This is a genomic window from Methanolinea sp., assembly GCA_030055515.1.
GTDB lineage: Archaea > Halobacteriota > Methanomicrobia > Methanomicrobiales > Methanospirillaceae > Methanolinea_A.
Map to the genome: position 1 here is coordinate 1 of JASFYI010000004.1, position 26420 is coordinate 26420.

The following is a 26420-nucleotide window of genomic DNA, read 5'->3' on the forward strand; positions in this document are numbered from 1 at the left end:
GGCAGACCTTCCCCTCGTTCACCGGCGACCGGTGGTACGGCGCCGTTCCGACGACCTTCCCGTCCTTCACCACGAGGTTGAAGGAACATCCCGTCCCGCAGTAGGGACAGGTCGTCTGCACGTACTTGACGTCCATGTGTGAAACCTCGAACAGTGGTACATCTCCCGCCGGCCTTATTTAACGATACTGATTTACGGCGGAAAATCGATGAATACCGGTGGGTACCATGGCGCGTGCGGGGAGAGGGGGGCAAGAGGGATGCCGCCACGGCGTGGCTGCCCGGGGAGATCGGGGCTCATTCCTCCGGGATCCGGCGGGGAGGGGACGCCCGTGAGGCCGCCGCGCGTGCACCCCATGCTCGCGGCCCTCGTCACGGAGGGGGTCCTCTCTGTCGGGGGGAGGGTCTTTTCCGACCTCGAGGCGTGCCCGCACTGCGGGGGCGAGGTCTCCGGGTACGACACGAAGGAGCGGCGGTTCGCCGTGGTCATCGTGGGGGACGAAAGGAGGACGGTGAACGTGCGGGTGAAGAGGTTCTCGTGCGCCGCCTGCGGGAGGGTCTCGCCGGCACGCGCGCCGTTCTACCCCGGGACGCGCCACGGCTCGCCGGTCGTCGACCTCTGCGTCGCCCTCTCGCGGAACATGACCCCCGGCCGGGCGGCCCGCGTCGCCGCGTGCCTCGGGATCTCGGTCGACAAGAACACCGTCCGCTCCTACGCGCGGGGCGCCTTCCCCGCGGTCCCGGTCGAGCCTCTCTTCGGCATCCCCCTCCCGCGGTCGCTCCTCTCGCTCTCCCTCACGGCCGCGACCCGTCGGTGAGGGGCGTCCCGTCGTACGGGCAGAAGGCGATTCTCTCGTCCCGCGTCGCGAACCCGCACGCGGGGCACCGGCGGGCCGGCGCCTCCCGCCACACGTGCGGGATGAGCGGGATGAAGAGGAAGAGGAAGAAGAACGGGAAGCCCGCGAGCCAGAGGAGCGCTGTCGCGAGGAGCGATCCCGCGAGGAGCAGGACGCTCAAAACGATAGGCCTCGTCTCATCACCTCCATGACGGCGTGGGCGGGGAGGGCTGCCGCCGCGTCGCCGAGGTCGCGCGAGAGGTCGCGGGCGGGGATGAGCGACGAGACCAGCCGCGAACCGGTCCCCGCCGCGACCACGGTCTTTGCGCCGCAGGCGCACCGCGCCGCATCCACCGCCTCCCGCACCGACCTTCCCTGCGCCTCCCAGAAGGAGACCGCGACGTCCGTCGCGCCCTCGGCCCCGATCTCCTCGAGGTCGGCGCAGACCACGCGCGCGAGGCGGCGGAGGCAGGACCCGCGGTCCTTTCCCCTCCCGTCCGGCGTGTCGCACGTGTAGTCCTCCTCCCGGATGTGGCCGAGGACGAGGTGGGCGTCCGCGCTCTGCGCGAAGTACTCGGCGCTCACGGGTGTCGGAATCCCGCCGACGGTGGCGGAGCGGATGACCGCGGGGACGGGCGTCCGCAGGAGCCCGGTGTAGAGGAGGTAGCCGCGCCGGAGCCTCCCGAGGTCCGAGAGTCCCCGCAGGTGGCCGGGGGAGGAGAGGGGGACGATGTCCGTCGTCGTGCTCCCCATGTCGACGAGGAGAGCCCGCGGGTACAGGGTGTGGAGGTAGACCGCGGACGCGTACCAGTTCGCCGCGGCGAGGGAGGGGTCGGGGTCCCTGTGGAACGCCCCGTCCGTCCCGAAGAAGAGGGCGCCGGGGAAGACCCCCTTCACCGCCCGGACGATCCACGCGATCCCTTCCGCCTTGGAGGAGAAACAGTCGGCAAGCTCGCCGCTCATGACGACCGCGCACCCGTCGTCCCCCTCGTCCCTGTACCGGGAGAGGACTTCCGCGAGGGGTGCACCCTTCCAGAGGGGGCAGTAGACGGTCTCGACACCCTCCTCCGTCGCGAACTTGACGTTTGCCCCCCCGACGTCGATCCCTAGCACAGCCGTTCCACCCTCCCGTGGCTGTCGAACCGCGCCCTCCCCACGAGGTGGACGGAGTCGGGCCCTTCCCCCCTCGATGCCCGGACGAGCACGTCGGCGATCTCCTCCTCCATGCAGGCCGCGATGCCCACGACGCTCGTCGTGACCCGGGGGTTGACGTCGACCACGTACGGCCGGTCCGCAAGGACGATGTCCACGCCGACGTACCCCTGGCAGCCGAGGACCGTCACCGCCTTTGAAGCCGCCTCCACGAGTTCCCCGTGCCGCGGGTGGGAGACCGGGGTCTCGCCCCCGCAATATGTAAACTCCCCTGAAGGGCCGATCCTCACGTCCTGCCGGTTCACGGCGAGGAGGAGGGGGGGCCTGCCCGTGTAGTAGGCGCACGCGTTCCCGACGACCCTGCTCCCGACGAGGCTCACGCTCAGGTGCTCCCCCTCGATGAAGTCCTGCGCAAACTCGCCCTGCCCCGGCGGGTCGCCGGAGAGCCGCACGCCGAGCGAGCCGCACCCCGCGACGGGCTTGACGACCTGCCTCCCGGCCCGTGGCTCGCCCGGGACCGCGATCCCGTGCCGCCGGAGGATCTGGCCGCACCGTTGCTTGTCCGCGCAGATCGCGGCGTTCATGCTCCCGCACCCGATGTTGTGGGTCACCCTCTCGAGGGCGGAAGTGTACCGGAAGAGGAGGTGGTCCGGGGCGATCACGAGCCCGACGTCGCAGGAGGGGGCGAGGCGGCGGATCTCCCCGAGGAGGTCGCCCCGCTCGGGGAGGACGACCTCGTACCCGCACCGCGCAAAGCTCCCCGCGAGGACATCGAGCATCGCCCTCCCCTCGGGGGCGAGGAGCGGGTCGTGGAACGTCGCGTACTCGGCGAGGAACGCCTTCATCCCTAGAGATCACGACCTCTCCCGTGATAGGCGTGACGATCGGTCACTTATTTCTCCCCCACATACCCAATGGTTGGTGACCATGAGACACCGGATCCTCCTCACCAATGACGACGGGATCAATTCTGCCGGCCTCTGGGCGGCCTACGAGGCCCTCGCGCCCTTCTCGGACGTGACCATCGTCGCACCGGCGACCCAGCAGAGCGCGGTGGGACGGTCCATATCCATATTCGAGCCGATACGCGCCCACGAGGTGGAGGTGAACGGGGTGACGGCCTACGCCGTCGGGGGGAAACCGACCGACGCGGTGATCATCGGCCTCTACGCCCTCGGTATCCGCCCCGACCTCGTGGTGAGCGGGATCAACATCGGGGAGAACCTCTCCTTCGAGTCGATCATGACGTCGGGGACGGTGGGGGCGGCGCTGGAGGCGGCAAACCAGGGGACGCGGGCGATCGCGTTCTCGCTCCAGGTGGAGGACCAGGGCGACAAGTTCGACGACCCGCGGCGGCACAGGCAGAGCTTTGAATCGTCAAAGAGGGTCGTCCGCGAGGTCTGCAGGATGTTCCTCGACAGGCCGTTCCCGGCGGGCACGGACGTCCTGAACGTGAACATCCCGTCGGTCGTGAGGGGAGGGTACGAGGTGACGAGGCTCGCCGAGAAGCTCTTCGCGACGGGCGTCGAGAGGAGGCTCGACCCGAGGGGGCGGCCGTACTTCTGGATCAACGGCCCGCTCATCGAGGACGCGGACGAGGGGACGGACGTCCACGCCATCCGGAAGGGGAACATCTCGCTCACCCCCATCACCCTCGACTGCACCGCCCACGGCGCGACCGGCGAGCTCTCCCGGCTTTTCTCCGGGCTGTGGGAGAGGGGGGGAGCGTGACGCCGGGAGATGCCGGGACCGGGAAGAGGAATGCCGGCGAAAGGGCGGCGGAGTTCGTCCGCGACGGGATGGTCGTCGGGCTCGGGACCGGGTCGACCACGTACCACTTCCTCGTCCGGCTCGCGGAGAGGATAAAGGCAGAGGGCCTCTCCGTTGCCGGGGTCCCGACGTCGCACCAGACCGCGATTCGCGCGCGGGAGCTCGGGATCCCGCTCGCGACGCTCGACGATTACCCCGCGCTCGACCTCGCGGTCGACGGGACGGACCAGGTGGACCCGGCGCTGCGCCTGATCAAGGGGAGGGGCGCGGCCCTCACGAGGGAGAAAGTGGTCGCGGCAGCTGCTGCACGCCTCGTCATCGTCGCGGACCGTGAGAAGGTGGTCCCGGCGCTCTCGGGGACGGTCCCCCTCGAGGTGATCCCGTTCGCGGCAACGCCGGTCATCCGCTCCCTGCGGGAGATGGGGGGTGTCCCTGTCGTCCGCGAGGGGAAGGCAAAGGACGGCCCTGTCATCACCGACAACGGCAATTACATCGTCGACTGCACGTTCCCCGCGATCCCGGATCCCGAGGGGCTCGAGGACGCTCTCACCCTCATCCCCGGCGTGCTCGAGTGCGGCCTCTTCTGCAAGTTCACGGGAAAGACGACCCTCGTTTCCGGGAGCGCGGGGGGCGTGGAGGTGAGGGGAAAGCCGGTATGATCCCGCGTGCGGGGGAGGATGCGGCGCGGAAAATTGAGTGCACGGTGGAGGAGGTCAGGGGCGGGATCGCGTCACGAGATGTACTCGCGGACCTGCTGGATGAGCTCGAGCTGGTTTGAGACCTCTTTTTTCTTCTCCTGCTCGATGCAGTCCATGATCTCGCGGATGGGCCGGGAGAGCCTGTAGATCTTGACGGGCCGGCCCTTGTTCTCCGTCTTCGTCGCCCTGTTCTCGACCCACTTCTGTTCCATGAGCGTCGCCATGGCGATGCTCACCTCGGGCTGGCGGAGGTCGGTCCCGCGCTCTATCTCCCGGGACGTTGCCTCCTGCGTGTGGGCGAGGTAGACGAGGACCTTGGCGACGTTCTTCTTGAGGCCTATGCGGACCAGGAGATCTGCGAGTTCCTCCTCCCTCGGGGTAAAATACATGATATTCCTCGATTTCATGCGATTCCCTGTCATTCCTAACGGGTTGGAACCAATTAGATAAAAATATTATTATTATTTATATCTCCATATTAAAAACGAAATAAAATTTATCACAGGAGCCCGAGGTTCTTGAGGTCCGTGAGGATCTTCTGGACGGCTTTCCGGGCATCGTCGGGCTCCTTCCCGCCGGTGATGATGAGCTTCCCCGAGCCGAAGAGGAGGACGACGACCTTTGGGTTCTCCAGCCTGTAGACGAGCCCGGGGAACTGCTCGGGCTCGTACTCTATCCGGTCGAGGTTGAAACCGACCGCGATCTTGTTGAGGTTGATGCCGGAGCCGAGGTCCGCGGAGGTGACGATATTCTGGATCTTGTACGTGAGCTTCTTTGGGATCTCGATGTTCAGCCCACGCAGGAGGTTGCCGAGGATCTCGAGGCCCTGGGAGAGACTCTCGATGCTCTTTGCCCCCGTGAGGACGACCTTCCCCGACCCAAAGACGAGGGCAGCGATCTTTGGCTGCTGCATCCTGATGACGACGCCCGGGAACCTCTTCTTATTGTATTCGGCGTCTTTTATCTGGGAGGCGAGGGCGGGGAGATCGAGGTAATCCGTGACCTTCGCAGAGGCAACGATATTTTCGATCTTGAGAGAATCCTCCGGTTTGACCTTCATATTTATAAATGAACCCGGGCAGTATATAAACAGTTGGGTTGCCCGGGCCGGCGGGGCGCGGTCAGGAGCGGGGGAACCCGGTGGTCTCCACGCGGCCCCGGGCAGGGTGCGGGAAGGTCAGTTTATCATCCCGCGCGCAGAGGGAATAACGATGGAGAGGGAGGGAGACGCAGGCATCGACGAGGTGATCGGGACGATACTCCTCGTCGTTCTCGTCATCGCGCTCGTGGCAATCATCGGGGGCATCGTATTCGGATACATCACCCTCCAGCCCAAGTCGGCGTACATCCCGCCGAGGGTCGCGGTCGTCGACTACGCGGGGGGCAAGGCGATCAGCCTCTATTCCCGCGGCGGGGACCCTGCCGTCCTCGACCCGTCGCAGGAAGGCCGCTACGTGCTCGGGTTCTACCTCGACACCGGGAGGGGGACCTTCAAGGCCGTCCCGGACCCGGGCGTGGCGACGTGGAACCCCGGGGAGACGATCTACATCTACTACGATGCCTCGGCGGAGAAATACCGGGTGGGAGGCCGGGTGCCCGCGTATCCGCCGGGCCAAATCCCCGACGCGAAACTGTACCTCCGCGTGGTGGACGAAAGGGCGAAGCTCCTCGTCCTGAAGGAGGGGATCGGGGAGCCGGGGGGAGGGACGGGGACACCCACGACGACACCGACGACGGTACCGACCACGACGCCGACGACGACACCTCCCACGACGACACCGACGACGGTACCGACCACGACGCCGACGACGACACCTCCCACGACGATACCCACGACGACACCCACGGCGACTCCGATACCCGCGTGCGGGACCATCACGGGGCGCGTGGTAAACAACTCGAATAATGTCGGCATCCCCGGGGTCACAATCCAGTACAGGTACAGGGAGAACCAGGGGCAGGCGCCATGGACCCCCTGGTATTCCACGGTGACGGGGGCAGGCGGGACCTACGCCATCACAGGTGTTCCATACAATCCGGCGCACTTCTATCAGGTCACCGTAGTAGTTCCCCCGGGCTATTCCGGGGTGTCGCCGTCCATCCAGGAGTTCATCCTGAACCCCGGCAATTGTTACCAGACGGGGATCAACTTCAGTCTCCTGCCATAGTGAAAGGGAGAGGTCTTACCCCGCGGGAGAAAATACTCCCGCACCGCCTCCCGGAAATCACCGGGCGCGCGTCTCTTCTCCCGCGGGGGCGGGCAAAGCCCGGTGCTCCCCCATTCCCACGCGGGAGGGGAAAAAGGTCAAAAAAAAAGGGGGATTTTTTTGCGGATCGTTCAGTCGTACTCCCGCCACGTGTGCCCGCACTCGCAGCAGCGGAAGAACCGGACCTCGCTCTCGTCGGCGGCCCGGAGCTGGCGGAGCCACCAGAACGCGAGGTTGTGCTCGCATTTAGGGCACTTCGTCGCGATCGTGGGGAGCGTGCGGACCGGCCCCTCCTCCTCGACGATGGTGATCTCCTTCTCCTTCCTGTTCTTCTTTATCTGGAGCTTCTCTTTCTTCTCGATATTCCTGATGTACCCGCACTTCCGGCACTTGAGCTGGCCCGCGGACGAGATCATCAGGCTTCCGCACTCGGGGCAGAACATCCGGGGATCAATGCGTTCTCCCGGGAGATTAAGGCTTGGATGAGCACGGGGCAGGCGAGGCAGGGGGCGGCAGCGCGAAAGGAGCAACGCGCGTTTCCCCGCCCGGCAGCCCCCACGGCACCCTTTTTCTCCCCGTAAAGCCCATGGGATCGGGATGAAGGATCTCCTCGTCCTCGCTTCCTGCATCTCTTTCCTCGCTTTCCTCGTCCCGTGGCGGTTCCGGAACCACTGTGCAATCCTCGGGTGGACGGGGATGGTCCTCTTCCTCTTTGCAGAGATCCCCTACTACCTCTCCATCAACAACGTCCTCTACCCGTTCATGGCGGCCCTCTCCGTCCCGTTCCTCGCGCTCACCGCGCGGTTCCTCCTCGCGGGCGAGCGGCTCGCGGAGCAGCTCTCGGGGGCCGCCGCCGTCGCGTTCCTCCTCTACGCCCCCTTCGGCTTTACGCCCCTCGGTGACTGGCTGATCCGCGTCGTCGTGGACCAGACGGCCGCCGTCCTCTCGCTCGCCGGGTACCCCGTGGAGCGGCTCGCGTGGAACCTCGTCTCGCGCAACGGCTACCGCGTCGAGATCATCCTCGCCTGCACGGGCATCCAGGCGATCGCCATCATGCTCGGCGTCGCGAGCGCCGTGCCGACGACCCTGCGCCAGAAGGTGCTCGCGTTCCTGCTCGTCGTCCCGGTCATCTACGCCCTCAACATCGGGAGGAACGTCGGCGTCATCGTCGCCTACACCGAGCAGTGGTTCCCGTACCTCCCGGAGATCGCGGGGAACGGGGAGCCGGGGTACGAGAGCTTCTTCTGGGCGCACAACGTGATCGCGGAAGGCCTCGCGCTCCTCCTCCTCGTCGGCATCGCGTGGGGTCTCTTCTCGCTCATCCCCGACCTCGCCCGGTTCGCGACCGACCTCTCCGCCCTCTACATCCGGGAGATCAGGAGAACGTTCGGTAGAGGTACGTGATCCTCTGGGCGGCCGAGAGGTTCGTGCAGGCCGCGATCACGATGACCGAGAGCCAGATGAAACCCGAGAACCCGCCGGCGAGGAGGACGAGGCACGTCTCGGGCCTTCCGAAGAATCCGATGCCCTCGAGGGGGTCCTCTATCTTCCCGTCGACCCTCTCCCTGTACCCGATCTCCGCGTAGACGACCGGCTTGATGAACGTGTTCATCAGGGAACCGGTGATGGCGAGCCCGACCACGGCGAGGTCGGCGGCCGGGGCAACCGGGAGGAACCGGGAGACGAGCGGGATGCCCGAGATGCCGATCCCGAGGATCACGAGGGCGTCCACGTACTTGTCCACGATCCAGTCGAATACCGCGCCGAAACGCGACTGGGTGGACGTCTGGCGGGCCACCGACCCGTCGACGAGGTCGAGGATGGCGGATGCGAGGAGGGCGAGGCTCCCGGCGAGGAACATCCCGCGGGAGAAGAGGAGGGCACAGAGGAGTCCAAAGGCGAGCGAGAGGACCGAGACCTGGTTCGCGGAGAGGCCCGTCCGGGAGACTATCGCTGCCACCGGCTCGATGTAGCGCGCGAAGCGCGGCCGGAGGGCAGTGATGTTCATGTGTACGTACGAGGCGTGGAGGGCCGATAATGGTAGTGGTTCCCCCCCGCCGGGCAGCCCCGGCCGCAAGGAGGGGAAAACCTGCCTCCCCGCGCGGAAAAACGGGATTCGTCTGTCCCTTGCCGCCTGGGAACCTCTATAAGAGGGCAGCGCGAAACAGTTGTCAGGTGCGAGGAGATCCCGTGTCCCGGACGAGAAACAGGCCCCACGTCCTATTGATGTCAGAGATCACCGTGGACGGCAAGCTCACCCTCAAGAAGGGTGTATCGAGCAAGATCCTGATGAAGTACATGGACCACGAGACCGAGATCCTCCTGCACAGGACGCGGGCCGCGTGCGACGCGATCATGGTCGGGTCCCAGACGATAAAGATCGACAACTCCTTCCTCACGGTCCGGCTCGTCCCCGGGAGGAACCCCCTCCGCGTCATCCCCTGCAGCATGGGGGACATCCCGTCGGACGCAAACGTCCTCCGCCCCGACGCTCCCACCGTGATCGCGGTCTCGGAGAGGGCCCCGCCCGAAAACGTCGCGATGCTCGAGGAAAAAGGGGTCCGCGTGGTGCGGGCGGGCAGGGAGAAGGTGGACCTCCCCCTCCTCATGGAGATCCTCCACGACGAATTCGGTGTGCGGAAGCTGATGGTGGAGGGTGGGCCGACGCTCAACTGGCACATGCTCCACCACAGGCTCGTCGACGAGATACGGCTCATCCACCTCCCCTTCATCGTCGGGGGGGCGGACACCCCCTCCCTCGTCGGCGGGATGCACATCGAGGACGAGTCCCAGATGATCCGGCTCGAGCTCGTCTCCCACACCATGTGCGGGACGAACCTCGTCACGGAGTGGCGGGTCCTCTACGCGAAGGGAACGGAGGGAGAGGGTGGAGGGGGACGGGGACCGTAGGGAAAGGCGATTCCGCAAGGCCCTCCTCCCCGCCGCCGTCCTCGTCGCGGGGATGGTCCTCGGGGCTCTCGCCTGCGGGGTACTCCTCCTCTCCGGGACGGGCGGTGCAGGGGTCCCGGTCATCCGGATCGAGGGCATCATCGTCGCGGGAGAGGACCACGGCGGGGGGTACATCGGTTCGGAGTACGTGGGGAGGGCGATCCGGGACGCGGCCGACGATCCCTTCGTCGAGGCGATCGTCCTCAGGGTCAACAGTCCGGGCGGGACACCGGCTGCCGCGCAGGAGATCGAGAGAGACATCCTCTACGCGAGGCAGAAGAAGCCGGTGGTCGTCTCCATGGGGGACATCGCGACCTCCGCGGCGTACGCGGTCTCCGCCGCGGCCGACAGGATCTACGCGAACCCCGACACCCTCACCGGCGGGATAGGGACGAGCTGGATGTTCCTCGACATCTCGGGCTGGCTCTCGGAGAGGAACATCAGCGTCGAGGTGGTCAAGGCCGGCGCGAGCAAGGACATGGGCTACGGCCTCCGGCCCCTCACGGGCGAGGAACGCGAGTACGTGGCCCGGCTCGTGAACGGGAGCAACGAGCGGCTCGTCTCCCGGATCCTCGCGGCGCGGCCGGTGAACAGGAGCCAGATCGAGGACGCCCGCGTCCTCCTCGGCGAGGAGGCGCTCGCCGCGGGGCTCGTCGACGAGCTCGGGAACCTGAACGACGCGATCGAGGGGGCGAGGAGACTCGCGGGCGAGCGGCGGACGTGAAAAACACCCCGTGCCGACGGACGCGTCAGGCCATGGAGGAAGGGTCCGCCTTCATGAACTCCCTGCAGACCGTCGTCGCGTAGCACCCGGGCTCGAGCGTGAAGGAGAGCGTGACATCCCTCCCCTCGATGCGCGTGGAGACGGCCGTCGAGAGGACGACGGGGCGGAGCGTCCCCTCGTACGGGACGCCCGCGATCTCCGCGGCCCTCGCGAAGTCGCCCGGGCCGATCCCGTGGCGGGAGAGGAGGAGGGCCATCTCCCGGTCGTCGTCGCCCGCCGGGTGGAGCGGCCGGCAACCCGGGATAGCGACCGCGACGCGGCACCTCCCCCTCGCGGCCATGGTGCGGGCCGCCGCGAGCATCGGCGGGGTGACCACGTCCTCCCTCCCGTCCGGAAAGACGAGGCGGTCGCCCGGCTGGGGGACGGTGAACTCGTCGCCCAGCCTCTCCATCCGCGACGAGACCACGCAGTTGTAGAGGAAGGACTGGAACGCGCTCACGAAGAGGGAGAGGAGGCGCGGGGGGAGGACGCGGAGCGCACCCGCGTAGTCGCCCGGGCGGGAGACGAGGTGGTGGAGGAGCGCCCGCTCGTAGGTGAGCGTTTGGGGGAACGACCGCAGGGCAGCCGCGGCGTCCCTGGAGGAGAGGAACTCCTCCCTCGCCTCACGGACGGCCGGGCTCTCTCCGGGACCGGTCCACCCGACGTAGCAGGTGACCGCCCCCTCGAGGTCCCCCCGCAGGACGTGGAGGCCGACGAGGTGGGTGACCGGGCGGGCAACGCCGAACCTCTGGATGCCGTAGTAGTTGGGGATTCCGCGCGCGCACGTCTCCGCGACTGCCGCGACCTCCCCCTCGAGGTCGGGGGCGCGCGTGTCCCTGATGGTGACCGAGAACCGGTTCGCCGCGTGGCCTCCCAGCAGGAGGGGCTGGCGCGACCGCCCCACCGGGACGATCTCGATGTCCCGGAGAGAGACCCGCGCGAGGTCGGCCTCGGAGATGCCGTAGATCGCGATCGCCTGGGTGGTGAGGGCGTGCGTGTCCTTCGTCCCGGTCCACGAGATCCGCCGGTGGGAGATCCCGAGTTGCCGCGCGATCTCGCGCGCGGCCCGCTGCATCTCCCAGTTCTTCTTCGTGAGGCGGCAGACGAGGTACGGCCCCTCGTTGCCGGGGGAGAGCGCGACCTCCTCGACCGCGAAGTCCTCCGCCCGTTCCCGCAGCCTGCCCCCGATCCCGGGCGTGTCGCTCGCGTAGTACCGCATGCCGAGCGACTTCTCGAGGGGATACGGGCTCTCTCTCATGGGAAACTGCCCCGGGAAAATCCTCGCCCGCTCTCAGAGGAGGGCGAGGGACCCCGTGATCCTGTCGAGGTCCTCGCACTTCGCGGGCCCCAGCCCGAGCGCGGTCACCGTCCCGGGCGGGATCTCGGTCAGCCCCGCGTCCTGCACGAGCGCGGCCGGGATCCCCGCGTGCTCGGCGAGGGCCTTCAACTCGTGGAGTTCCCTCTCCCCCGGGACCTTCAGGACGACCTTCTTCTGCCCCTCGAGGAACCACTTCCTCTTCGCCGCGGCATCCGCCCGCTCGTACGCGGCGACCGCGGCGTGGGCGACCTGCGCGCAGGTCTTCCCGCAGCTCATCTTGAGGTCGGCACGCACGACGATGCACTGTTTCCAGGCGAACTGTGGTGCGCTCTCCATCCGTGGGAGAATGTTTCCGCGCGCGAGGTGAAAAAGGGGTGCGCGGGGGCACGCGGGTCCCACGGGATCCCTTGATGCGGCACCGCGCTGAGACATGGAAGGGGACATGGGAAGGGAGTACGACGTCGTCGTGGTCGGCGGTGGGCCCGCGGGGAGCGCGTGCGCGAGGTTCTGCGCCGAGAGGGGGCTTTCCGTCTGCATCGTCGAGGAGCACGCCGCGGCGGGGATCCCCGTCCAGTGCGCGGGACTCCTCTCCCTCTCGGCGTTCGAGGAGTGCCGCGTCTCCCGCGCGTCCATCATCTCGACAGTGACGGGTGCCCGCGTCGTCTCGTCGCTCGGCCCCGTCCTCTCCTTCGACGCCGGGACGCCGAAGGCCCACGTCGTCGACCGTGCAGTGCTCGACCGCGAGATGCTCGAGCGCGCGGCCCGCGCGGGGGCGGAGGTGAGGGTGAAGACCGCGTACTTCCGGAGGGACGGCCGGCGCATCCTGACGAGGGGAGCGGGGGGGCGGGGGGAGATTGGCTTTCGCATCCTCGTGGGTGCCGACGGCGCGGCGAGCAGCGTCGCGCGGCACGCGGGGATGCCCCGCCCCGCGTACATCCTCTCGGGCCTCCAGGCCGACATCCTCCACGGGATGGACGGGAATCTCGTCGAAATTTACCCGGACGCTTCCCCGGACTTCTTCGGGTGGGCGATCCCGATCGGGCGGGGGAGGGCACGCGTGGGGCTCGCCGCCCTCTCGGGCACGAGGGAGCACTTCTCCCGGTTCCTCTCCCGCTTCTCGCGCCAAGGCCCGTGCGCGTCGGTCCACCTCGTCGCGGGCGGAATCCCCGTCGGCCCGAGGGCCCGGACGTGCGGGAACCGGACCATCCTCGTCGGCGACGCGGCGGGCCTCGCGAAGCCCACGTCGGGGGGAGGGGTCTACACGGGCGTCCGGTCGGCGGCACACGCCGCGCGCACCATCGCGGAGGCCGTGGCGCGCGGGCGGTACGACGACGGGTTCCTCTCGCGATACGAGAGCGCGTGGAGGGCAGATTTCGGGCGCGAGCTCTCCGCCGGGCTCCTCCTCTTCGAGGCACGCCAGAGGATGGGCCCATCCGAGGTCGCGGGGCTCGTGAGGGCACTCGGCGACCCCGCCATCGTTTCGGACATCGTCTCCCTCGGGGACATGGACAGGCCGTGGAGGCTCGTCCGCCGCCTCGCGCTCCGGCCCGCGCTCTTCCCCTCCCTCGGCGCAATTTTGCGTTCTTGGGTAACAAAAAAGAACAAAAATAATATGTTTTGAGGAAAGAGTAAAACTGTTCAATATAAATGTAATACTCTGGTGGTCATCGTGCACATCCCTGACTCTTTCATTCCACTCGCCCAGGCAGCCGTGTACTGGGCAATCGCCCTCGTCTTCATCGCCCTCTCCCTCCGCTGGGCCCGGGAGGAGATGAAGGACGAGAAGGTCCCGCTCGTCGCGGTCCTCGCGGCGGGTATCTTTGCCATCCAGGCCGTCAACGTCCCCATCCCGTGGGGGACGAGCGGGCACATGATGGGGGCGGCCCTCGCCGCGATCGTGCTCGGGTCCCCCTTCGCTGCCGTGTTCGTCCTCACGCTCGTCCTCATCGTGCAGGGGGTCCTCTTCGGCGACGGCGGGATCACGGTGATGGGTGCAAACATCATCAACATGGGCGTCATCGGCGGTTTCTCCGGGTTCTACGGGTACAGGGCCCTCTCGAGGGTGGCCGCGAACCCCTATGCCTCGGCGTTCGGCGCGGCATGGCTCTCCCTCTTCCTCGCGGCCCTCGCGTGCGCTGTCGAGATGGCAGTCGCTGGGACGTTCCCGCTCGGCCTCGGCCTCTTCTCCATGGGCCTCTACCACGCGGTCATCGGGATCATCGAGGGGGCGATCACGACCGTCGCGCTCTACCTCATCTATACTGCGCGGCCGGACCTCCTCCCGCGTGCCTCGGGGGTGGCGGCGGAATGAAGAGGGACAACATCGTCGTGTTCGGCGTCATCGTCGCCCTCGCGATCGCGGTCGCCGCGCCGTTCATCGCGTCGAGCAACCCCGACGGCCTCGAGAGCGCGTTCTTCGGGATATTCGGGGCCAAGGAGATCCACGGGTCGGAGCTCGACGAGGATGCCGCGGCGGTTGCGGAGGAGCAGGTCGTCGGGATCACGGGGAACACGTTCTCGTTCCCCGCGCCGTTCCCCGACTACTCGATCGAGGGGTTCTCGAAGATGGGCGAGGCCCTTGCCATCGCGATCGGGACGATCCTCGTCTTTGGAATCGCGATAAGCCTCGGGAAGGTCCTGTCCCGTCCCGGGGCAAAGGAATAGCTATTTCCTTTTTTACCCACCACGTACCCGGAAAGCGGGCTGGCACGCATGCACCTCATCGAGACGCGGGACCTCTGCTACGTCTACCCCGGCAACGTCACGGGCCTTGACAGGGTGAACTTCATCGCGCCGCGGAACACGAGGATAGCGGTGATCGGCGCGAACGGCGCGGGGAAGAGCACGCTCTTCAAGCACTTCAACGGCATCCTCACGCCCACGTCGGGCTCGGTCCTCGTCCGCGGGGAGCCGGTGACGCGGGGGAACCTCAAAGAGGTGCGCAAGTTCGTGGGCGTGGTCTTCCAGAACCCCGACGACCAGATCTTCTCCCCCACCGTGGAGCAGGACGTCGCGTTCGGGCCCCTGAACCTCGGGCTCGACGAGGAGACAGTCCGGCACAGGGTGGAGGAGGCCCTGCGCGTCGTCGGGATCTCGCACCTGCGCGACCGCGTCCCCCACCACCTCTCCGGCGGGGAAAAGAAGAGGGTCGCGATCGCGGGGATCATCGCGATGGAACCGCAGGTCCTCGTCCTCGACGAGCCGACCGCAGGGCTCGACCCCGCGGGCGTGAGGGACCTCGTCGGCTTCGTGAACGGGCTCTCCCGCAGCTACGGGATGACCGTGATCTTCTCGACCCACGACGTCTCGCTCGTCCCCGAGATGGCAGACCTCGTGTACGTCATGGACAGGGGGAGGATCGTCGCGTCGGGCACGTGCAGGGAGGTCTTCGCGCAGGCAGAGATGCTCTCGTCCGCCCGCCTCGAGGCCCCGGCCATCCCGAGGCTGATTTGTGCCCTGCGGGAGGAGGGGATCGAGATCTCCATGGCCTACACGTTCGAGGAGGCGAGGGAGGCATTCCTCGACGCGTTCAGGAGGAGGGGATGATAGAGGACCTTTTCGCGATCGAGAAACAGGCGGCGGGCAGGAGCCCGGTCCACGCGCTCGACGCGAGGGCAAAGATCGTCCTCTGCTTCTCCGCGGTCGTCGCGATGGTCGCGGTCCCCTACTCCCCGCTCGTCTTCCCCGTGGGGCTCGTCTTCTTCCTCCTCTTCTCGGTGCTCTGGGCGATCTCGCGCCTCTCCCCGGTCGCCTACGCAAAGAGGTTGCTCATGGTCGTCCCGTTCGGCTTCTTCCTCGTCTTCGTCCAGATATTCGTCCAGAACCCCTACTACGCGTCCTTCACGCCGGTCGTCGACCTCCCGCTCGGCATCCACGTGTACAGGGAGTCGGTGGAATTCGCGACCATCCTCGCGGTGAAGTTCCTCGTCTGCGTCTCGTTCGTCATCCTCCTCTCGTCCACGACGCGCGTTCCAGACCTCCTCGAGGGCGCGGGGAGGCTCGGCCTCCCCCCGGAGTTCTCGCTCGTGCTCGGCATGATGGTGCGGTATATCTTCGTCTTCGGCTACATGGCCCGGAAGACAGTGGATTCGCTCTCCGCGCGCTGCTTCTCGCCGTTTGACGCGCGCCTGCCCTACAGGTACCGCCTGCGGGTCCTCGCGTACGCGATCGGCACGCTCTTCGTCCGCGCGTACGAGCAGGGCGAGCGGACGTACACGGCGATGCTCTGCCGGGGGTACGGGAGGGAGAGCCACCTCTACATCAGGAGAAAACCCCTCCGGCGTGCCGACGTCGCGTTCCTCGCGGCCTGCATGCCGGTCGTCGTCTGCACGCCGGTCGCCGCGTGGCTCCTCTCCGGCGGGGTGCACTGAACCGCAACCCTTTTTCCCGCGCGAAAACCCACTCTCCCCCATGGCGAGCACGTTCGGGAGGGGTTTCGTCACGAACCTCATGCACATCTGCAAGCACTTCGCCGGGAGGCCTGAGGAGGCATTCTACGGGGCCGCCGACCACCTGCAGGAGTTCGTCGTGCCGGACCAGTTCAAGGGGACCGAGGTGGAGGAGCTCGCGGAGAAACTCCGCAAGCGGATCGCGTGGCACCAGCCGGGGACGCTGGACAGGGAGGAGGCAGAGGAGGTGAGGAGGATCCTCAACAGGCTCGTCGTCGCGATCGACAGGGCCCTTGGGATCAAGGACGCGGACATCGGCGAATTCCAGTGAAAATGGGACAATTTTTTGGAATTAGGCTTATCTCCCCCGCCGTCCAATACTCTATGTGACACTCGTTTCCGCGGGAGAAGACTGTTTTTTCACGGGGGTAGGAAATGGCAGATACCTATGATGCCTCGCACATCACGGTACTCGAGGGTCTCCAGCCTGTCAGGGAACGCCCCGCGATGTACATCGGGAGCACGGACGCGAGGGGACTCCACCACCTCGTCTACGAGGTGGTCGACAACTCGGTCGACGAGGCCCTCGCCGGGTTCTGCACCTCGATCTGGGTGACGATCCACGCCGACGGCTCGATCTCGGTCCTCGACAACGGGAGGGGAATCCCCGTCGACGAGATGAACAACACGCGCAAGAGCGCGCTCGAGGTCGTCCTCACCGTGCTGCACGCGGGCGGGAAGTTCGACAAGAGCACGTACCAGGTCTCCGGGGGGCTCCACGGCGTCGGGGTCTCGGTCGTCAACGCCCTCTCCCGCTGGCTCCGCGCGAGGGTCTACCGCGGCGGAAACGTGTACGAGATGCACTTTGCGCGGGGGGAGGTCGTCTCGCCGCTGTCGTGCCGGGAAGAGAGCCTCGAGGAGCTCGCCGGCCGGTACGAGGCATGGTACGGGGAGAGACCGGCGTTCCGCGGGACGGACAGGGAGGACTTCCTCCGCAAGTTCGGCGACCGCCTCTCCGGGACGCTGATCACGTTCTGCCCCGACGAGACGATATTCGAGACGGTCCGGTTCGACTACGACGTCCTCGCCCACCGGCTCCGCGAGCTCGCCTTCCTCAACGCGGGTCTCTCGATCTCCCTCTCGGACGAGCGGACGGGGGACGCCGAGAGGTTCCGCTACGAGGGCGGGATCTCCGAGTACGTCCGGTTCCTCAACGCGGGGTCCGAGCCGCTCCACCCCGACGTCATCGCCTTTAAAAGGACGGACCCCGAGTCGATGACCGAGGTCGAGGTCGCGCTCCAGTACACGACCGGGTACTCGGAGCAGGTCTTCTCCTACGTAAACAGCGTCAACACCCGTGAAGGGGGGACGCACCTCGAGGGGTTCCGGAGCGCGATCACGCGGGCCGTCACGACGGCCGCCCGGAAGAACAACCTCGTGAAGGAGGCGGGTCTCGCGATCAGGGGCGAGGACGTCCGCGAGGGCCTCACGGCGATCGTGAGCGTGAAGATCCCGAACCCCCAGTTCGAGGGGCAGACGAAGATGCGCCTCGGCAACAGCAACGTGAAGGGGATCGTGGACTCGCTCGTGTACCAGTCGCTCTCCGACTACTTCGAGGAGAACCCCCGGGTCCTCTCCGCGATCGTGGAGAAGGTCCTCACGGCCGCGAGGGCGCGCGAGGCGGCGCGGAACGCGAGGGAACTCGCCCGGAGGAAGAGCACGCTCGAGTCGACGGGCCTCCCCGGCAAGCTCGCCGACTGCTCCGAGAGGGACCCCGCGAAAAGCGAGATCTACATCGTCGAGGGGGACTCGGCGGGCGGTTCCGCGAAGCAGGGGCGCGACCGCCGGTTCCAGGCGATCCTCCCCCTGCGGGGCAAGATTCTGAACGTGGAGAAGGCGACGCCGCACAAGATCCTGAAGAACGCCGAGATACAGGCCCTGATATCCGCCATCGGGACGGGCGTGGGCGAGCAGTTCGACCCGGAGAAGGCCCGGTACCACCGCGTCATCCTGATGACCGATGCCGACGTGGACGGCGCCCACATCCGGACGCTCCTCCTCACGTTCTTCTTCCGGTACATGAAGAGGCTGATCGAGGAGGGGTTCGTGTACATCGCGCAGCCGCCCCTCTTCCGGGTCGCGAAGGGGAAGGTCGAGAGGTACGCGTACCGCGAGGAGGAGATGAAGGAGATCGTGCGGGAACTCGGCGAGAAGGGCGTGACCGTCCAGAGGTACAAGGGTCTTGGGGAGATGAACGCGGCGCAGCTGTGGAGCACGACGATGGACCCCGCGACGCGCGTCCTCAAGCGCGTCACCATCGAGGACGCAAGCTACGCGAGCGAGATATTCGAGAAGCTGATGGGCGAGGACGTGGCCGCCCGCAGGGACTTCATCAAGAGGCACGCCCGCGAGGTGACGAACCTTGACATCTGAAGACGCGGGAGCCGCGGCGACGGCGCAGGGACCTGCGAGCCAGGTCATCCCGGTGAACATCGAGGAGGAGATGAAGACCTCCTACATCAACTACGCGATGAGCGTCATCATCGGGCGCGCCATCCCGGACGCGAGGGACGGGCTGAAACCCGTCCACAGGCGGTCGCTCTACGCGATGTGGGAGATGGGCAACACCCACGACAAGCCCACGAAGAAGAGCGCCCGCGTCGTGGGGGACGTGATGGGGAAGTACCACCCCCATGGTGACGCCGCGATCTACGACACCATCGTCAAGATGGCCCAGCCCTTCACCTACAGGTACCCCCTGATCGAGGGGCAGGGGAACTTCGGCTCGATCGACGGCGACGCGCCCGCGGCGATGCGGTACACGGAGGTGCGGCTGAGCCCCCTCGCAGAGGAGCTCCTCCACGACATCGAGAAGGAGACCGTCGCGTTCGTCCCCAACTTCGACGAGTCGCTCACCGAGCCGACCGTCCTCCCGGGGAAGGTCCCCAACCTCCTCGTCAACGGGTCGAGCGGGATCGCCGTCGGGATGGCGACGAACATGCCGCCGCACAACCTCCGCGAGGTCTGCAACGCGATCATCCAGTACCTCGAGACGCCCGACGCCCCGCTCGAGGTCTTCATGCAGCACCTCCCGGGCCCCGACTTCCCGACGGGCGGCATCATCATGGGCACGGAGGGGATCCGCACCGCGTACCAGACAGGGCAGGGCAGGGTCGTCGTGAGGGGTGTCGCCGAGATCGAGGAGAGGGGGAGCCGCGGGGAGCGGATCGTCATCACCGAGATCCCGTTCCAGGTCAACAAGGCGAGGCTGGTGGAGTCCATCGCCACCCTCGTCAAGGAGAAGAAGATCGAGGGGATCTCCGACATCCGCGACGAGTCGGACAAGGAGGGCCTGCGGGTCGTCATCGACGTGAGGAAGGGCGCGTCGGCCTCTGTCATCCTCAACCAGCTCTACAAGCACACCGCGCTCGAGAGCACGTTTGGCATCATCAACCTCGCGATCGTCGAGAACCAGCCGCGCATCCTCTCCCTCGTCGACCTCTTCCGGGAGTTCGTCGCCCACAGGACCGAGGTGATCAGGCGCCGGAGCGAGTACGACAGGAAGAAGGCGCTCGAGAGGGTCCACGTCCTCGACGGGCTCCTCCTCGCCCTCTCCCGCATCGACGAGGTGATCGCGGCCATCAGGGCCTCCGAGACGGCAGAGGCCGCGAGGGACACCCTCATCTCCCGGTTCGGCCTTACCGAGCCGCAGGCCTCGGCCATCCTCCAGATGCAGCTGCGCAGGCTCGCGGCGCTCGAGCGGCAGAAGATACAGGAGGAGAGGGACGAGCTCTCCCGGGAGATCGCGCGCCTCACCGAGATCCTCTCCGACGAGAGGAACATCCGCGCGGAGATCCGCAAGGAACTCCTCGCGCTCGCGGAGAAGTACGGGGACCCGCGGAGGACGAGGATATCCGAGGAGGTGACCGCGATCGAGAGGGAGGACCTCATCGAGGACAAGCAGGTCCTCGTCTCGCTCACGGCGCTCAACTACATAAAGAGGATGGACCTCGACACGTACCGCCAGCAGAGGCGCGGGGGGAAGGGCATCATCGGGATGGCGACGAGGGAGGAGGACTACGTGACGGACGTCTTCGTCGCGCACATGCACGACTACCTCCTCTGCTTCACGACGAGCGGCAGGGCCTACTGGCTCAAGGTGTACGACATCCCGGAGGGCTCGCGGACGAGCCGGGGGAAGGCGATCGCAAACCTCCTCAACCTCGACAACGAGAAGGTGACGACGGTCATCCCCGTCCGCGAGTTCTCGCCCGACAAGTACCTCTTCTTCGCGACGCGGAAGGGGATGGTCCTCCGCGTCCCGCTCGAGGAGTTCTCGAGGCCCCGCTCCACGGGGATCATCGCGATGACCCTGCGGGAGGGCGATTCGCTCGTCGACGTTAAGATCACCGACGGGAACCGCGAGGTCATCCTCACGACCCGGAAGGGCCAGAGCCTCCGGTTCCACGAGTCCGCGGTGACGGGGCACCACAGGGGCGCGATGGGCGTCATCGGGATCCGGCTGCGGGGCAACGACGAGCTCCGTGCGGTCTCCCTCGTCGAGAAGGACCACCTCCTCACGGTCACCGAGAGCGGCTACGGCAAGCGCACGGAGTTCTCGGAGTTCCACGGCCACGGGAGGGGGACGATGGGCGTGCGCAACATCCTCACGGAGTTCCGGGGCGGCGTCGTGGACGCGAAAGCCGTCTCCGAGGACGACGAGATCATCCTGATGAGCGCGTCGGGAATCGCCATCAGGACCAAGGTCTCCGAGATCTCGGTCCAGAAGAGGAGCACCCGCGGTGTACGGATCATGAAGATGGAAGAGGGAGACCGCGTCGTCGGCTTTGCGATCCTGCGGCCCGAGATGGGAGACTGAACCCCCATCCCCCCTCCGCGACACTTTTTTTCGCGATACATTCATCCCGGTGCGGGTCTCTCTCTCCCACGATGTACCAGACGAGGATCACCGTGGAGACGCGTGGGGAGGGGGACATCGTCGACATCACCCCCCGTGTGCGGGAGGCCATCCGGGAGAGCGGTGCCCGTGAAGGCCTCGCGAACGTCTTTGTCGCGGGGTCTACCGCGGCCGTGACGACGATAGAGTACGAGAAGGGAGTCCTGCAGGACCTCCGGAGGGCGCTCTCCGGGATCGCGCCCGAGTCCGTCCCCTACGCCCACGACGCCGCGTGGGGGGACGGCAACGGCCGGTCGCACGTCAAGGCCGCGATCGTGGGGCCCTCCCTCACGATCCCCGTGACGGGCGGGGAGCCTGCGCTCGGGACGTGGCAACAGGTCGTCCTCCTCGAGCTCGACGTGAGGGAGTCAAGGAGGCGGACGGTCACCATCACGGTCCTCCCGTGACGAAAAAGTATCGCTCCGGTGCGGGAGATCCCCACACCGCGGGTCGCCCCCGGTGGGAGCGGCAGCCGGTCTCTTCAGTCCAGCGGGATCGTCTCCAGCTGCGAGACGAGCTCCCAGATCCGCGTCCGCGCGTGGACAGGCATGTTCGGATCGTTGCTGATCTCGTCGATCTTCGAGATCGCCTCCGCGGCCCGCAGCCCCGATTTCTTGGAGGTGTTCATCAGCAACTGGCGGGTCTCGTCCGCGACCCTCCGGATGTTCCGCGGGATGGTGCTGTCATCCATGATGTGCTGGAGCATCTGGATGCAGTTCTCGATGGTCTTCTCAGGGTTGGTCATGGGTATCCCCTCCGGTGTCTCTCGCGAAAAACTCATCTATAACGAGTCATTCCTGAACCATACTTATATAGAGGACAGGCAATATAAACCATGCGAAATGACGGCGGGAGGAGAGACGGGACCGGGCGTGCGCGAGGACGAGGTCATGGCCCGGTACCTCCTGAAGGGCGGCAGGATGCTCTCCGCGACCTGCCCGGCCTGCGGGTGCCCCCTCTTCGACGTGAAGGGGGAGACGCTCTGCGTGGTCTGCAGGGAGAAGGAGGGAGGACGCGGCGTCCCCCCGGGAACCGCGCCGGTGCCCGCGCCGGCCGCGGGGGAGCAGGGGATACCCGCCGTGCGCGGCGGGAGGGTGCGTGAGGCACTCGAGCGCGCGGTCGTTGCCCTCTGCGCGAGGGCCGAGTGCGAAGAGGACCCGCGCCGCGCGAGGATCCTCATGGAGGCCGTCCGCGCCGGCGTGGAGGCGCTGCGGGCACTCCCCCCGGAACCCGGTCAGGAGTAGGGTGCCTCCGAGACCTCCCTCACCTTCCTCGCCCTCTCCTTTCCTATCCCCTTCACCCTGACGAGGTCTTCCTCGCGCGCGTTGACCACGGCCTGCACGGACCCAAAGTGCGAGAGGAGGGCGCGCGCGTGCCGCAACCCGATGCCCGGGAAAGACGCGATGACCATCTCGGCCTGCGCCCGCGGGGACTCGGCGGACTTCCGGATGGGCAGTGTCCTCTCCCTCTCTCCTCCCTCCTCGCGCCGCGCGAGGACCGCGATGATCTGGGCGGTCTCCTCCTCGCTCCGCGAGAAGAGCACGGATATCCCGAGGTCGACGGCGATGGCCGCGAGCGTCCCCCGTATCGCGTTCGGGTGGATGTCCCTCACCGCGTAGATGTCCTCGGTCCCCTCGATGATCAGGACCGGCCGCGGGGCACTCGCGGAGAGGTCCTTCAACTGGGAGAAGAGGTCGCGGTCGACGAGCGTGTCCACGAAATCCCGGACGGTCTTCCTCTCGACGAGGACCCTGTCTCCCACCGCGTAGTCGCCGGCGGGAAGCCTCCCTATCTCCATCGGGACGCGGAGCGCGGACAAGGCCTCGACGACCCCCGAGGACGTCTCGCGGTCGTCCACCCTTACCACGGTGCCATGGCCCGCGCCGTCGCCCGGGGGGTCGTCGAAGTCCCGGATCGATGTCTGCGAGGTTGATGGGGGGACGTCGCTGCCCGCCGGCCGGCTCGCCTCGCGGTGCATCCGGCGGATCCCGGAGAGCATCGTCCTCTCGCGGGTCTGGCTCACGTAACGGAACACCTCGTCGGTCGTCCCCCTCGTGACGAGGACGACGATCCTCCCCTTCCCGCTCCTCCCCGTCCTCCCCTTCCGCTGGATGCTCCGGATCTCGGAGGGGACAGCCTCGTAGAAGACGACGAGATCAGTGGAAGGGATGTCGAGCCCCTCCTCCCCGACCGAGGTCGCGACGAGCACGCGGAATTCCCCCTCGCGGAACTTCCGGATCGCCTCTATCTGCTTCTTCTGCGAGAGGCCCTTCTCGGTGTCCCTCGACGCCTGCCCGACGAACCTCTGGCTCGGGATGCCCCTCGCCGCGAGGAAGTCCACGATCTGCTGGACCATGTCCCGGTAGGTCGCAAAGACGATGATCCTGCTCCCCGGCGAGGCCTCGACCTGCTCGCGCACGACGTCGGCGAGGACCCCGAGTTTCGGGTGGAGCTCCTCCTTCCACGAGATGCACTGCTCGAGGACGCGGACGAAGACGGGGTCCCTCGCGAGGCGGGCCGCGGACTTCGGGCTGCCGCTCCCGGTCCCCTCGGCAAAGAGCCTGTTCACGTACTGGCAGAATACGCGGCTCCCCTGCGATTCCACGAGGCCTACCGCGTGCCGGAGCTTCAGGAGCTCGGCGTGGAGGGATGCCGCCGTGAATCCCGTGGGATCCCTCTCCTGTATCCTCTGCTGGATCTGGGCGTTGAGGGCGTTGAGGACCTTCATCGAGAGTTCCGCGCGGGGAGGCACCGGGAACCCGAGGGACCGGAGCTGGGCGAGCCGGTTGTCGATGAGGGAGTTGAGGGATGCCGCCGCCTGCCGGAGCTCGGCGGGGAGCTCGACCTCGATCACCTCGATCTCCCTCTCGTGGACGTAAGGCGCGACGTCCGGGTCGCTCTCCGTGCGGGTCTCGACGCGGGTAACCCCGAGGTTCCTGCAGACCTCCTCGACTTTCTCCCTCTTTCCCCCCGGGGACGCGGTCATCGCGAGCACGAGCGGAGAGCGCGCCGTCTCAAGGTAGCGCTTCGCGATGAAGACGTACGCGTAGTTCCCCACGGCCCTGTGGCACTCGTCGAAGACCGCGAGCACGACGTCGGAGAGGTCGTAAGCCCCGGAGAGGACGTCGTTCTTGATGACCTGCGGCGTCGCGAAGACGACCCGCGCGTCCTCCCATGCCTTCTCCCGTTCCGCGGCGGGCGTCTCCCCCGTGAACATCGCGAACGTCCGCTCGTCCCGCCCGGGGAGGGTGAGGAACGCCGAGAAAAACCGCATGTGCTGCTCGACGAGGGGTTTCGTTGGGGCGAGCACGAGGACCTTGCCGCCCTCGTTGTAGAGGCGCGATGCCGCGACGAGGAGCGCGATCGCCGTCTTCCCGAGCCCCGTCGGGAGGACGACCATCGTGTGGCCTTCCAGCGCCTTCATCGCGATCGAGAGCTGGTACGCGCGCGACTCGAGGGCTCCCTGCACGATGTAGGGGTGGGAGATGGTGGTCATGGGGACTTGAGCTGCGCAAAGGTCGTCCAGCCCTTCACGAGCGAGTAGACTATCGAGGGGATCTCCCGAGCCGGGACCCTCACCTGCTCCATGCTGTCCCTCTCGCGGAGCGTCACGGTCCCGTCCTCCGGGGTCTGGTAATCCACCGTGATCCCAAACGGTGTCCCGATCTCGTCCTGCCTCCTGTACCTCCGGCCGATCGCCCCCGAGTCGTCGTACTCCGCGACGATGCCGCGGGCGGCGAGGCTCTCCGCGATCCCGCGCGCGATCTCGGGGAGGTTGTCCCTGTTCATCAGGGGGAAGACCGCCGCCTGGATGGGCGCGATGCGCGGCGGGAGCCGGAGGACCCTCCGTTCCTCGTCCCTCACGACCTCTTCAGAGTAGTTGTGCTCGAGGACCGCGTAGATCATCCTGTCGATCCCGTAACTCGGCTCGATCACGTGGGGGACGACCTCCTCGCCCGGGATCTCGACCTCCTCCTCGCGGACGTCGTAGAGGTCGGGCGTGACCTCGATCTCCTCGCCGTCCACCATGACCCTCACCACGCCGCCGGCGGCAGCGGGGTCCGCGGCCTCGAGCGCCGCCGCGATCGCCTTTGCCCTGTCCCTGAACCGGGGTCCGAGCGCGCCCATGCGCGGCACGACCCTCGTCCGCTTCACCCTCCTCGGCTCGGGGAACGGGATGAAGACCGAGAACCTCTCCCCGCTGTGCCTCTCGTGGGCCCGCAGGTCGTAGTCTGTCCGGTCCGCGATCCCGACCGTCTCGACCCACCCGAACCGCCCGGAGTAGATCTCCGCGTCCCAGCAGTCCACCGCGTAGTGGGCCCTCTCCTCGGGGAGGTGCTGCCGGAACCGGAGCCTCTCGGGTCTCACCCCGATCGTGACGAGGATCTCGTGGGTGAGCGCGATGCAGTACGCGAGGAAGCTGTGGGCGACGGTGCCGGAATCCACGGCCTCCTGCATGGTCATCTCGACGGGGGGCGACCCCTCCTGCTGCTGCGCGATCCCGAGCAGGGGGACGCGGTAACCGCTGTACCGCGAGAACCGCGGGTGGTCCTTCTTCTCCGGGTGGACGAATATCTCGGCCTCGGCCTGCGTGAATTCCCGCAGCCGGATCATCCCCTGCCGGGGCGATATCTCGTTCCGGTAGGACTTCCCAATCTGGACAGCCCCGAAGGGGAGCCTGTCCCTGTAGAACCGGAGGAGCCGCGAGAAATCTGTAAACATCCCCTGCGCGGTCTCCGGCCGGAGGTAGCCCTTCCGCTGGGAGCCGGGCCCGATGGAGGTCTCGAACATGAGGTTGAACGAGAAGACCTCGACGTTCCCGAACCTCTCGTTGCAGGACGGGCAGGGGAGGTCGCGGATGGTCTCCGCGAGCCGTGCCGCGTCGAGGGAGGATGCCGCCGGGAGGCCTGCCCCCTCCGCGAGGTGGTCTGCCCTGAAGTACTCTCTGCAGTGGGGGCACTGGCACATCTTGTCGGTGAAGCCGCTGACGTGGCCCGAGGCGACGAAGATCTCCTCCTGGCCGATCGTCGGGCACTCGATCTCGTAGTAACCCTCCCCCGCCACGTAGAACTCCCGCCAGACGTCCTCGATCCTCCTCTTCATCATCGCGCCGAGCGGGCCGTAGTCGACGAACCCGGCGACCGAACCGTAGCACTCGGCCGTCGGCCAGATGAAGCCCCTCCGCTTCGCGAGGTCCATGACTGCATCGTAAATATCGCTCATGGGAACAGGGTCACTCTCCCTATATCTGGGCCCGCGGCCACAAAAAACTGTGGGGATTTCCCGGGGGACGACTCACAAAATATTTGTATGAGGAAGACCATTCCAACAGATCATTGCCCTGTACGGGAGAATCCGGCGATTCCGGGGCAGAAAGGTAAGG

Annotated in this window: 30 protein-coding genes; 17 read left to right on the forward strand and 13 right to left on the reverse strand. The window is 67.0% G+C overall.

The annotated features are described in order from the left end of the window. On the reverse strand, window positions 1-136 hold a 136-nt coding region (locus tag QFX32_07525; GenBank protein MDI9633885.1), incomplete at its 3' end, for a hypothetical protein. A gap of 195 nt (window positions 137-331) precedes the next feature. Between QFX32_07525 and QFX32_07530 the strand changes: the two genes are divergently transcribed. Then, window positions 332-817 carry a hypothetical protein gene (locus QFX32_07530; protein MDI9633886.1) on the forward strand — a complete coding sequence of 162 codons (486 nt, stop codon included), beginning with the start codon at window positions 332-334 and terminating at the stop codon, window positions 815-817. Here QFX32_07530 and QFX32_07535 read toward each other — a convergent pair. Genes QFX32_07535 through QFX32_07545 form a run of 3 tightly spaced genes read right to left on the reverse strand, consistent with a single transcriptional unit; the run spans window position 795 to window position 2832 of the window. Continuing rightward, on the reverse strand, window positions 795-1016 hold the full coding sequence (locus QFX32_07535) for a hypothetical protein (GenBank protein MDI9633887.1): 222 nt from the start codon (window positions 1014-1016) through the stop codon (window positions 795-797). The two genes, QFX32_07530 and QFX32_07535, sit on opposite strands and share 23 nt — an antisense overlap. Then, window positions 1013-1948 (reverse strand): hydantoinase/oxoprolinase family protein, encoded by a 936-nt coding sequence (locus QFX32_07540; GenBank protein MDI9633888.1) that lies wholly within the window; start codon window positions 1946-1948, stop codon window positions 1013-1015. The genes QFX32_07535 and QFX32_07540 overlap by 4 nt, the downstream gene beginning before the upstream one ends. Then, entirely contained in the window at window positions 1942-2832 is an 891-nt protein-coding gene (locus QFX32_07545; GenBank protein MDI9633889.1) for an ATP-grasp domain-containing protein, read from the reverse strand. Before QFX32_07545 ends, QFX32_07540 begins: the two co-directional genes overlap by 7 nt. An 82-nt stretch (window positions 2833-2914) precedes the next feature. Here QFX32_07545 and surE point away from each other — a divergent pair, with 82 nt between their 5' ends. Then, window positions 2915-3718, forward strand: a complete 804-nt coding sequence (gene surE, locus QFX32_07550) for a 5'/3'-nucleotidase SurE (protein ID MDI9633890.1) — start codon at window positions 2915-2917, stop codon at window positions 3716-3718. Then, the gene (rpiA, locus tag QFX32_07555) at window positions 3715-4416 is read left to right on the forward strand and encodes a ribose-5-phosphate isomerase RpiA (GenBank protein MDI9633891.1); all 702 of its coding nucleotides are present in this window, start codon (window positions 3715-3717) and stop codon (window positions 4414-4416) included. Before surE ends, rpiA begins: the two co-directional genes overlap by 4 nt. Window positions 4417-4487: 71 nt before the next feature. Here rpiA and QFX32_07560 read toward each other — a convergent pair whose 3' ends face one another. Both QFX32_07560 and QFX32_07565 read right to left on the reverse strand, forming a co-directional pair. Next, on the reverse strand, window positions 4488-4862 hold the full coding sequence (locus QFX32_07560) for an ArsR family transcriptional regulator (protein ID MDI9633892.1): 375 nt from the start codon (window positions 4860-4862) through the stop codon (window positions 4488-4490). 92 nt (window positions 4863-4954) lie between these two features. Next, a complete protein-coding gene (locus QFX32_07565; protein MDI9633893.1) occupies window positions 4955-5515 on the reverse strand; it encodes a TATA-box-binding protein in 561 nt (186 codons plus the stop codon). 151 nt (window positions 5516-5666) lie between these two features. Here QFX32_07565 and QFX32_07570 point away from each other — a divergent pair, with 151 nt between their 5' ends. Next, window positions 5667-6623 carry a carboxypeptidase-like regulatory domain-containing protein gene (locus QFX32_07570; GenBank protein MDI9633894.1) on the forward strand — a complete coding sequence of 319 codons (957 nt, stop codon included), beginning with the start codon at window positions 5667-5669 and terminating at the stop codon, window positions 6621-6623. A gap of 170 nt (window positions 6624-6793) precedes the next feature. On the opposite strand, the gene QFX32_07575 is transcribed toward QFX32_07570, so the two are convergent. Next, window positions 6794-7105: a transcription factor S gene (locus QFX32_07575; protein ID MDI9633895.1), complete on the reverse strand. Its 312-nt coding sequence runs from the start codon at window positions 7103-7105 to the stop codon at window positions 6794-6796. A gap of 154 nt (window positions 7106-7259) precedes the next feature. Here QFX32_07575 and artA point away from each other — a divergent pair, with 154 nt between their 5' ends. Then, the gene (gene artA / locus QFX32_07580) at window positions 7260-8066 is read left to right on the forward strand and encodes an archaeosortase A (protein MDI9633896.1); all 807 of its coding nucleotides are present in this window, start codon (window positions 7260-7262) and stop codon (window positions 8064-8066) included. On the opposite strand, the gene QFX32_07585 is transcribed toward artA, so the two are convergent. Further along, on the reverse strand, window positions 8038-8670 hold the full coding sequence (locus QFX32_07585) for a CDP-alcohol phosphatidyltransferase family protein (protein MDI9633897.1): 633 nt from the start codon (window positions 8668-8670) through the stop codon (window positions 8038-8040). The genes artA and QFX32_07585 overlap by 29 nt on opposite strands. Before the next feature lie 182 nt (window positions 8671-8852). Between QFX32_07585 and QFX32_07590 the strand changes: the two genes are divergently transcribed. Both QFX32_07590 and QFX32_07595 read left to right on the forward strand, forming a co-directional pair. After that, window positions 8853-9572: a dihydrofolate reductase family protein gene (locus tag QFX32_07590; GenBank protein ID MDI9633898.1), complete on the forward strand. Its 720-nt coding sequence runs from the start codon at window positions 8853-8855 to the stop codon at window positions 9570-9572. Then, entirely contained in the window at window positions 9550-10335 is a 786-nt protein-coding gene (locus QFX32_07595) for a S49 family peptidase (protein ID MDI9633899.1), read from the forward strand. The genes QFX32_07590 and QFX32_07595 overlap by 23 nt, the downstream gene beginning before the upstream one ends. Before the next feature lie 25 nt (window positions 10336-10360). On the opposite strand, the gene truD is transcribed toward QFX32_07595, so the two are convergent. Together truD and pth2 are read right to left on the reverse strand one after the other, a co-directional pair. Then, on the reverse strand, window positions 10361-11632 hold the full coding sequence (gene truD, locus QFX32_07600; protein ID MDI9633900.1) for a tRNA pseudouridine(13) synthase TruD: 1272 nt from the start codon (window positions 11630-11632) through the stop codon (window positions 10361-10363). A 33-nt stretch (window positions 11633-11665) separates the two neighbouring features. After that, window positions 11666-12028 carry a peptidyl-tRNA hydrolase Pth2 gene (pth2, locus tag QFX32_07605; protein MDI9633901.1) on the reverse strand — a complete coding sequence of 121 codons (363 nt, stop codon included), beginning with the start codon at window positions 12026-12028 and terminating at the stop codon, window positions 11666-11668. Window positions 12029-12122: 94 nt separating this feature from the next. On the opposite strand from pth2, the gene QFX32_07610 reads away from it, so the two are divergent. The 9 genes from QFX32_07610 to QFX32_07650 all read left to right on the forward strand — a co-directional run bounded on the left by QFX32_07610 (window position 12123) and on the right by QFX32_07650 (window position 21444). Then, window positions 12123-13313, forward strand: a complete 1191-nt coding sequence (locus tag QFX32_07610; GenBank protein MDI9633902.1) for an NAD(P)/FAD-dependent oxidoreductase — start codon at window positions 12123-12125, stop codon at window positions 13311-13313. Window positions 13314-13361: 48 nt separating this feature from the next. Continuing rightward, window positions 13362-14003 carry a cobalt transporter CbiM gene (cbiM, locus tag QFX32_07615; GenBank protein MDI9633903.1) on the forward strand — a complete coding sequence of 214 codons (642 nt, stop codon included), beginning with the start codon at window positions 13362-13364 and terminating at the stop codon, window positions 14001-14003. Next, complete coding sequence (locus QFX32_07620; protein ID MDI9633904.1) at window positions 14000-14356, forward strand: PDGLE domain-containing protein; 357 nt, start codon at window positions 14000-14002, stop codon at window positions 14354-14356. Before cbiM ends, QFX32_07620 begins: the two co-directional genes overlap by 4 nt. 48 nt (window positions 14357-14404) lie before the next feature. Next, window positions 14405-15238 (forward strand): ATP-binding cassette domain-containing protein, encoded by an 834-nt coding sequence (locus tag QFX32_07625; GenBank protein MDI9633905.1) that lies wholly within the window; start codon window positions 14405-14407, stop codon window positions 15236-15238. Next, entirely contained in the window at window positions 15235-16062 is an 828-nt protein-coding gene (gene cbiQ, locus QFX32_07630; protein ID MDI9633906.1) for a cobalt ECF transporter T component CbiQ, read from the forward strand. The genes QFX32_07625 and cbiQ overlap by 4 nt, the downstream gene beginning before the upstream one ends. Before the next feature lie 40 nt (window positions 16063-16102). Then, complete coding sequence (locus QFX32_07635; GenBank protein MDI9633907.1) at window positions 16103-16411, forward strand: hypothetical protein; 309 nt, start codon at window positions 16103-16105, stop codon at window positions 16409-16411. A gap of 104 nt (window positions 16412-16515) precedes the next feature. After that, entirely contained in the window at window positions 16516-18513 is a 1998-nt protein-coding gene (locus tag QFX32_07640) for a DNA topoisomerase subunit B (GenBank protein ID MDI9633908.1), read from the forward strand. Then, on the forward strand, window positions 18503-20959 hold the full coding sequence (gene gyrA / locus QFX32_07645) for a DNA gyrase subunit A (protein MDI9633909.1): 2457 nt from the start codon (window positions 18503-18505) through the stop codon (window positions 20957-20959). The genes QFX32_07640 and gyrA overlap by 11 nt, the downstream gene beginning before the upstream one ends. A 71-nt stretch (window positions 20960-21030) precedes the next feature. Further along, window positions 21031-21444, forward strand: coding sequence for a secondary thiamine-phosphate synthase enzyme YjbQ (locus QFX32_07650; GenBank protein MDI9633910.1), 414 nt, complete (start codon window positions 21031-21033; stop codon window positions 21442-21444). 74 nt (window positions 21445-21518) lie between these two features. Here QFX32_07650 and QFX32_07655 read toward each other — a convergent pair whose 3' ends face one another. After that, window positions 21519-21782: a UPF0147 family protein gene (locus QFX32_07655; protein MDI9633911.1), complete on the reverse strand. Its 264-nt coding sequence runs from the start codon at window positions 21780-21782 to the stop codon at window positions 21519-21521. Between the two features lie 97 nt (window positions 21783-21879). Between QFX32_07655 and QFX32_07660 the strand changes: the two genes are divergently transcribed. Then, window positions 21880-22281 (forward strand): Sjogren's syndrome/scleroderma autoantigen 1 family protein, encoded by a 402-nt coding sequence (locus tag QFX32_07660; GenBank protein MDI9633912.1) that lies wholly within the window; start codon window positions 21880-21882, stop codon window positions 22279-22281. Here QFX32_07660 and QFX32_07665 read toward each other — a convergent pair. Beyond that, window positions 22272-24533, reverse strand: a complete 2262-nt coding sequence (locus tag QFX32_07665; protein MDI9633913.1) for a DEAD/DEAH box helicase — start codon at window positions 24531-24533, stop codon at window positions 22272-22274. The two genes, QFX32_07660 and QFX32_07665, sit on opposite strands and share 10 nt — an antisense overlap. Next, entirely contained in the window at window positions 24530-26260 is a 1731-nt protein-coding gene (gene glyS, locus QFX32_07670) for a glycine--tRNA ligase (protein MDI9633914.1), read from the reverse strand. Before glyS ends, QFX32_07665 begins: the two co-directional genes overlap by 4 nt. Window positions 26261-26420 lie beyond the last annotated feature (160 nt).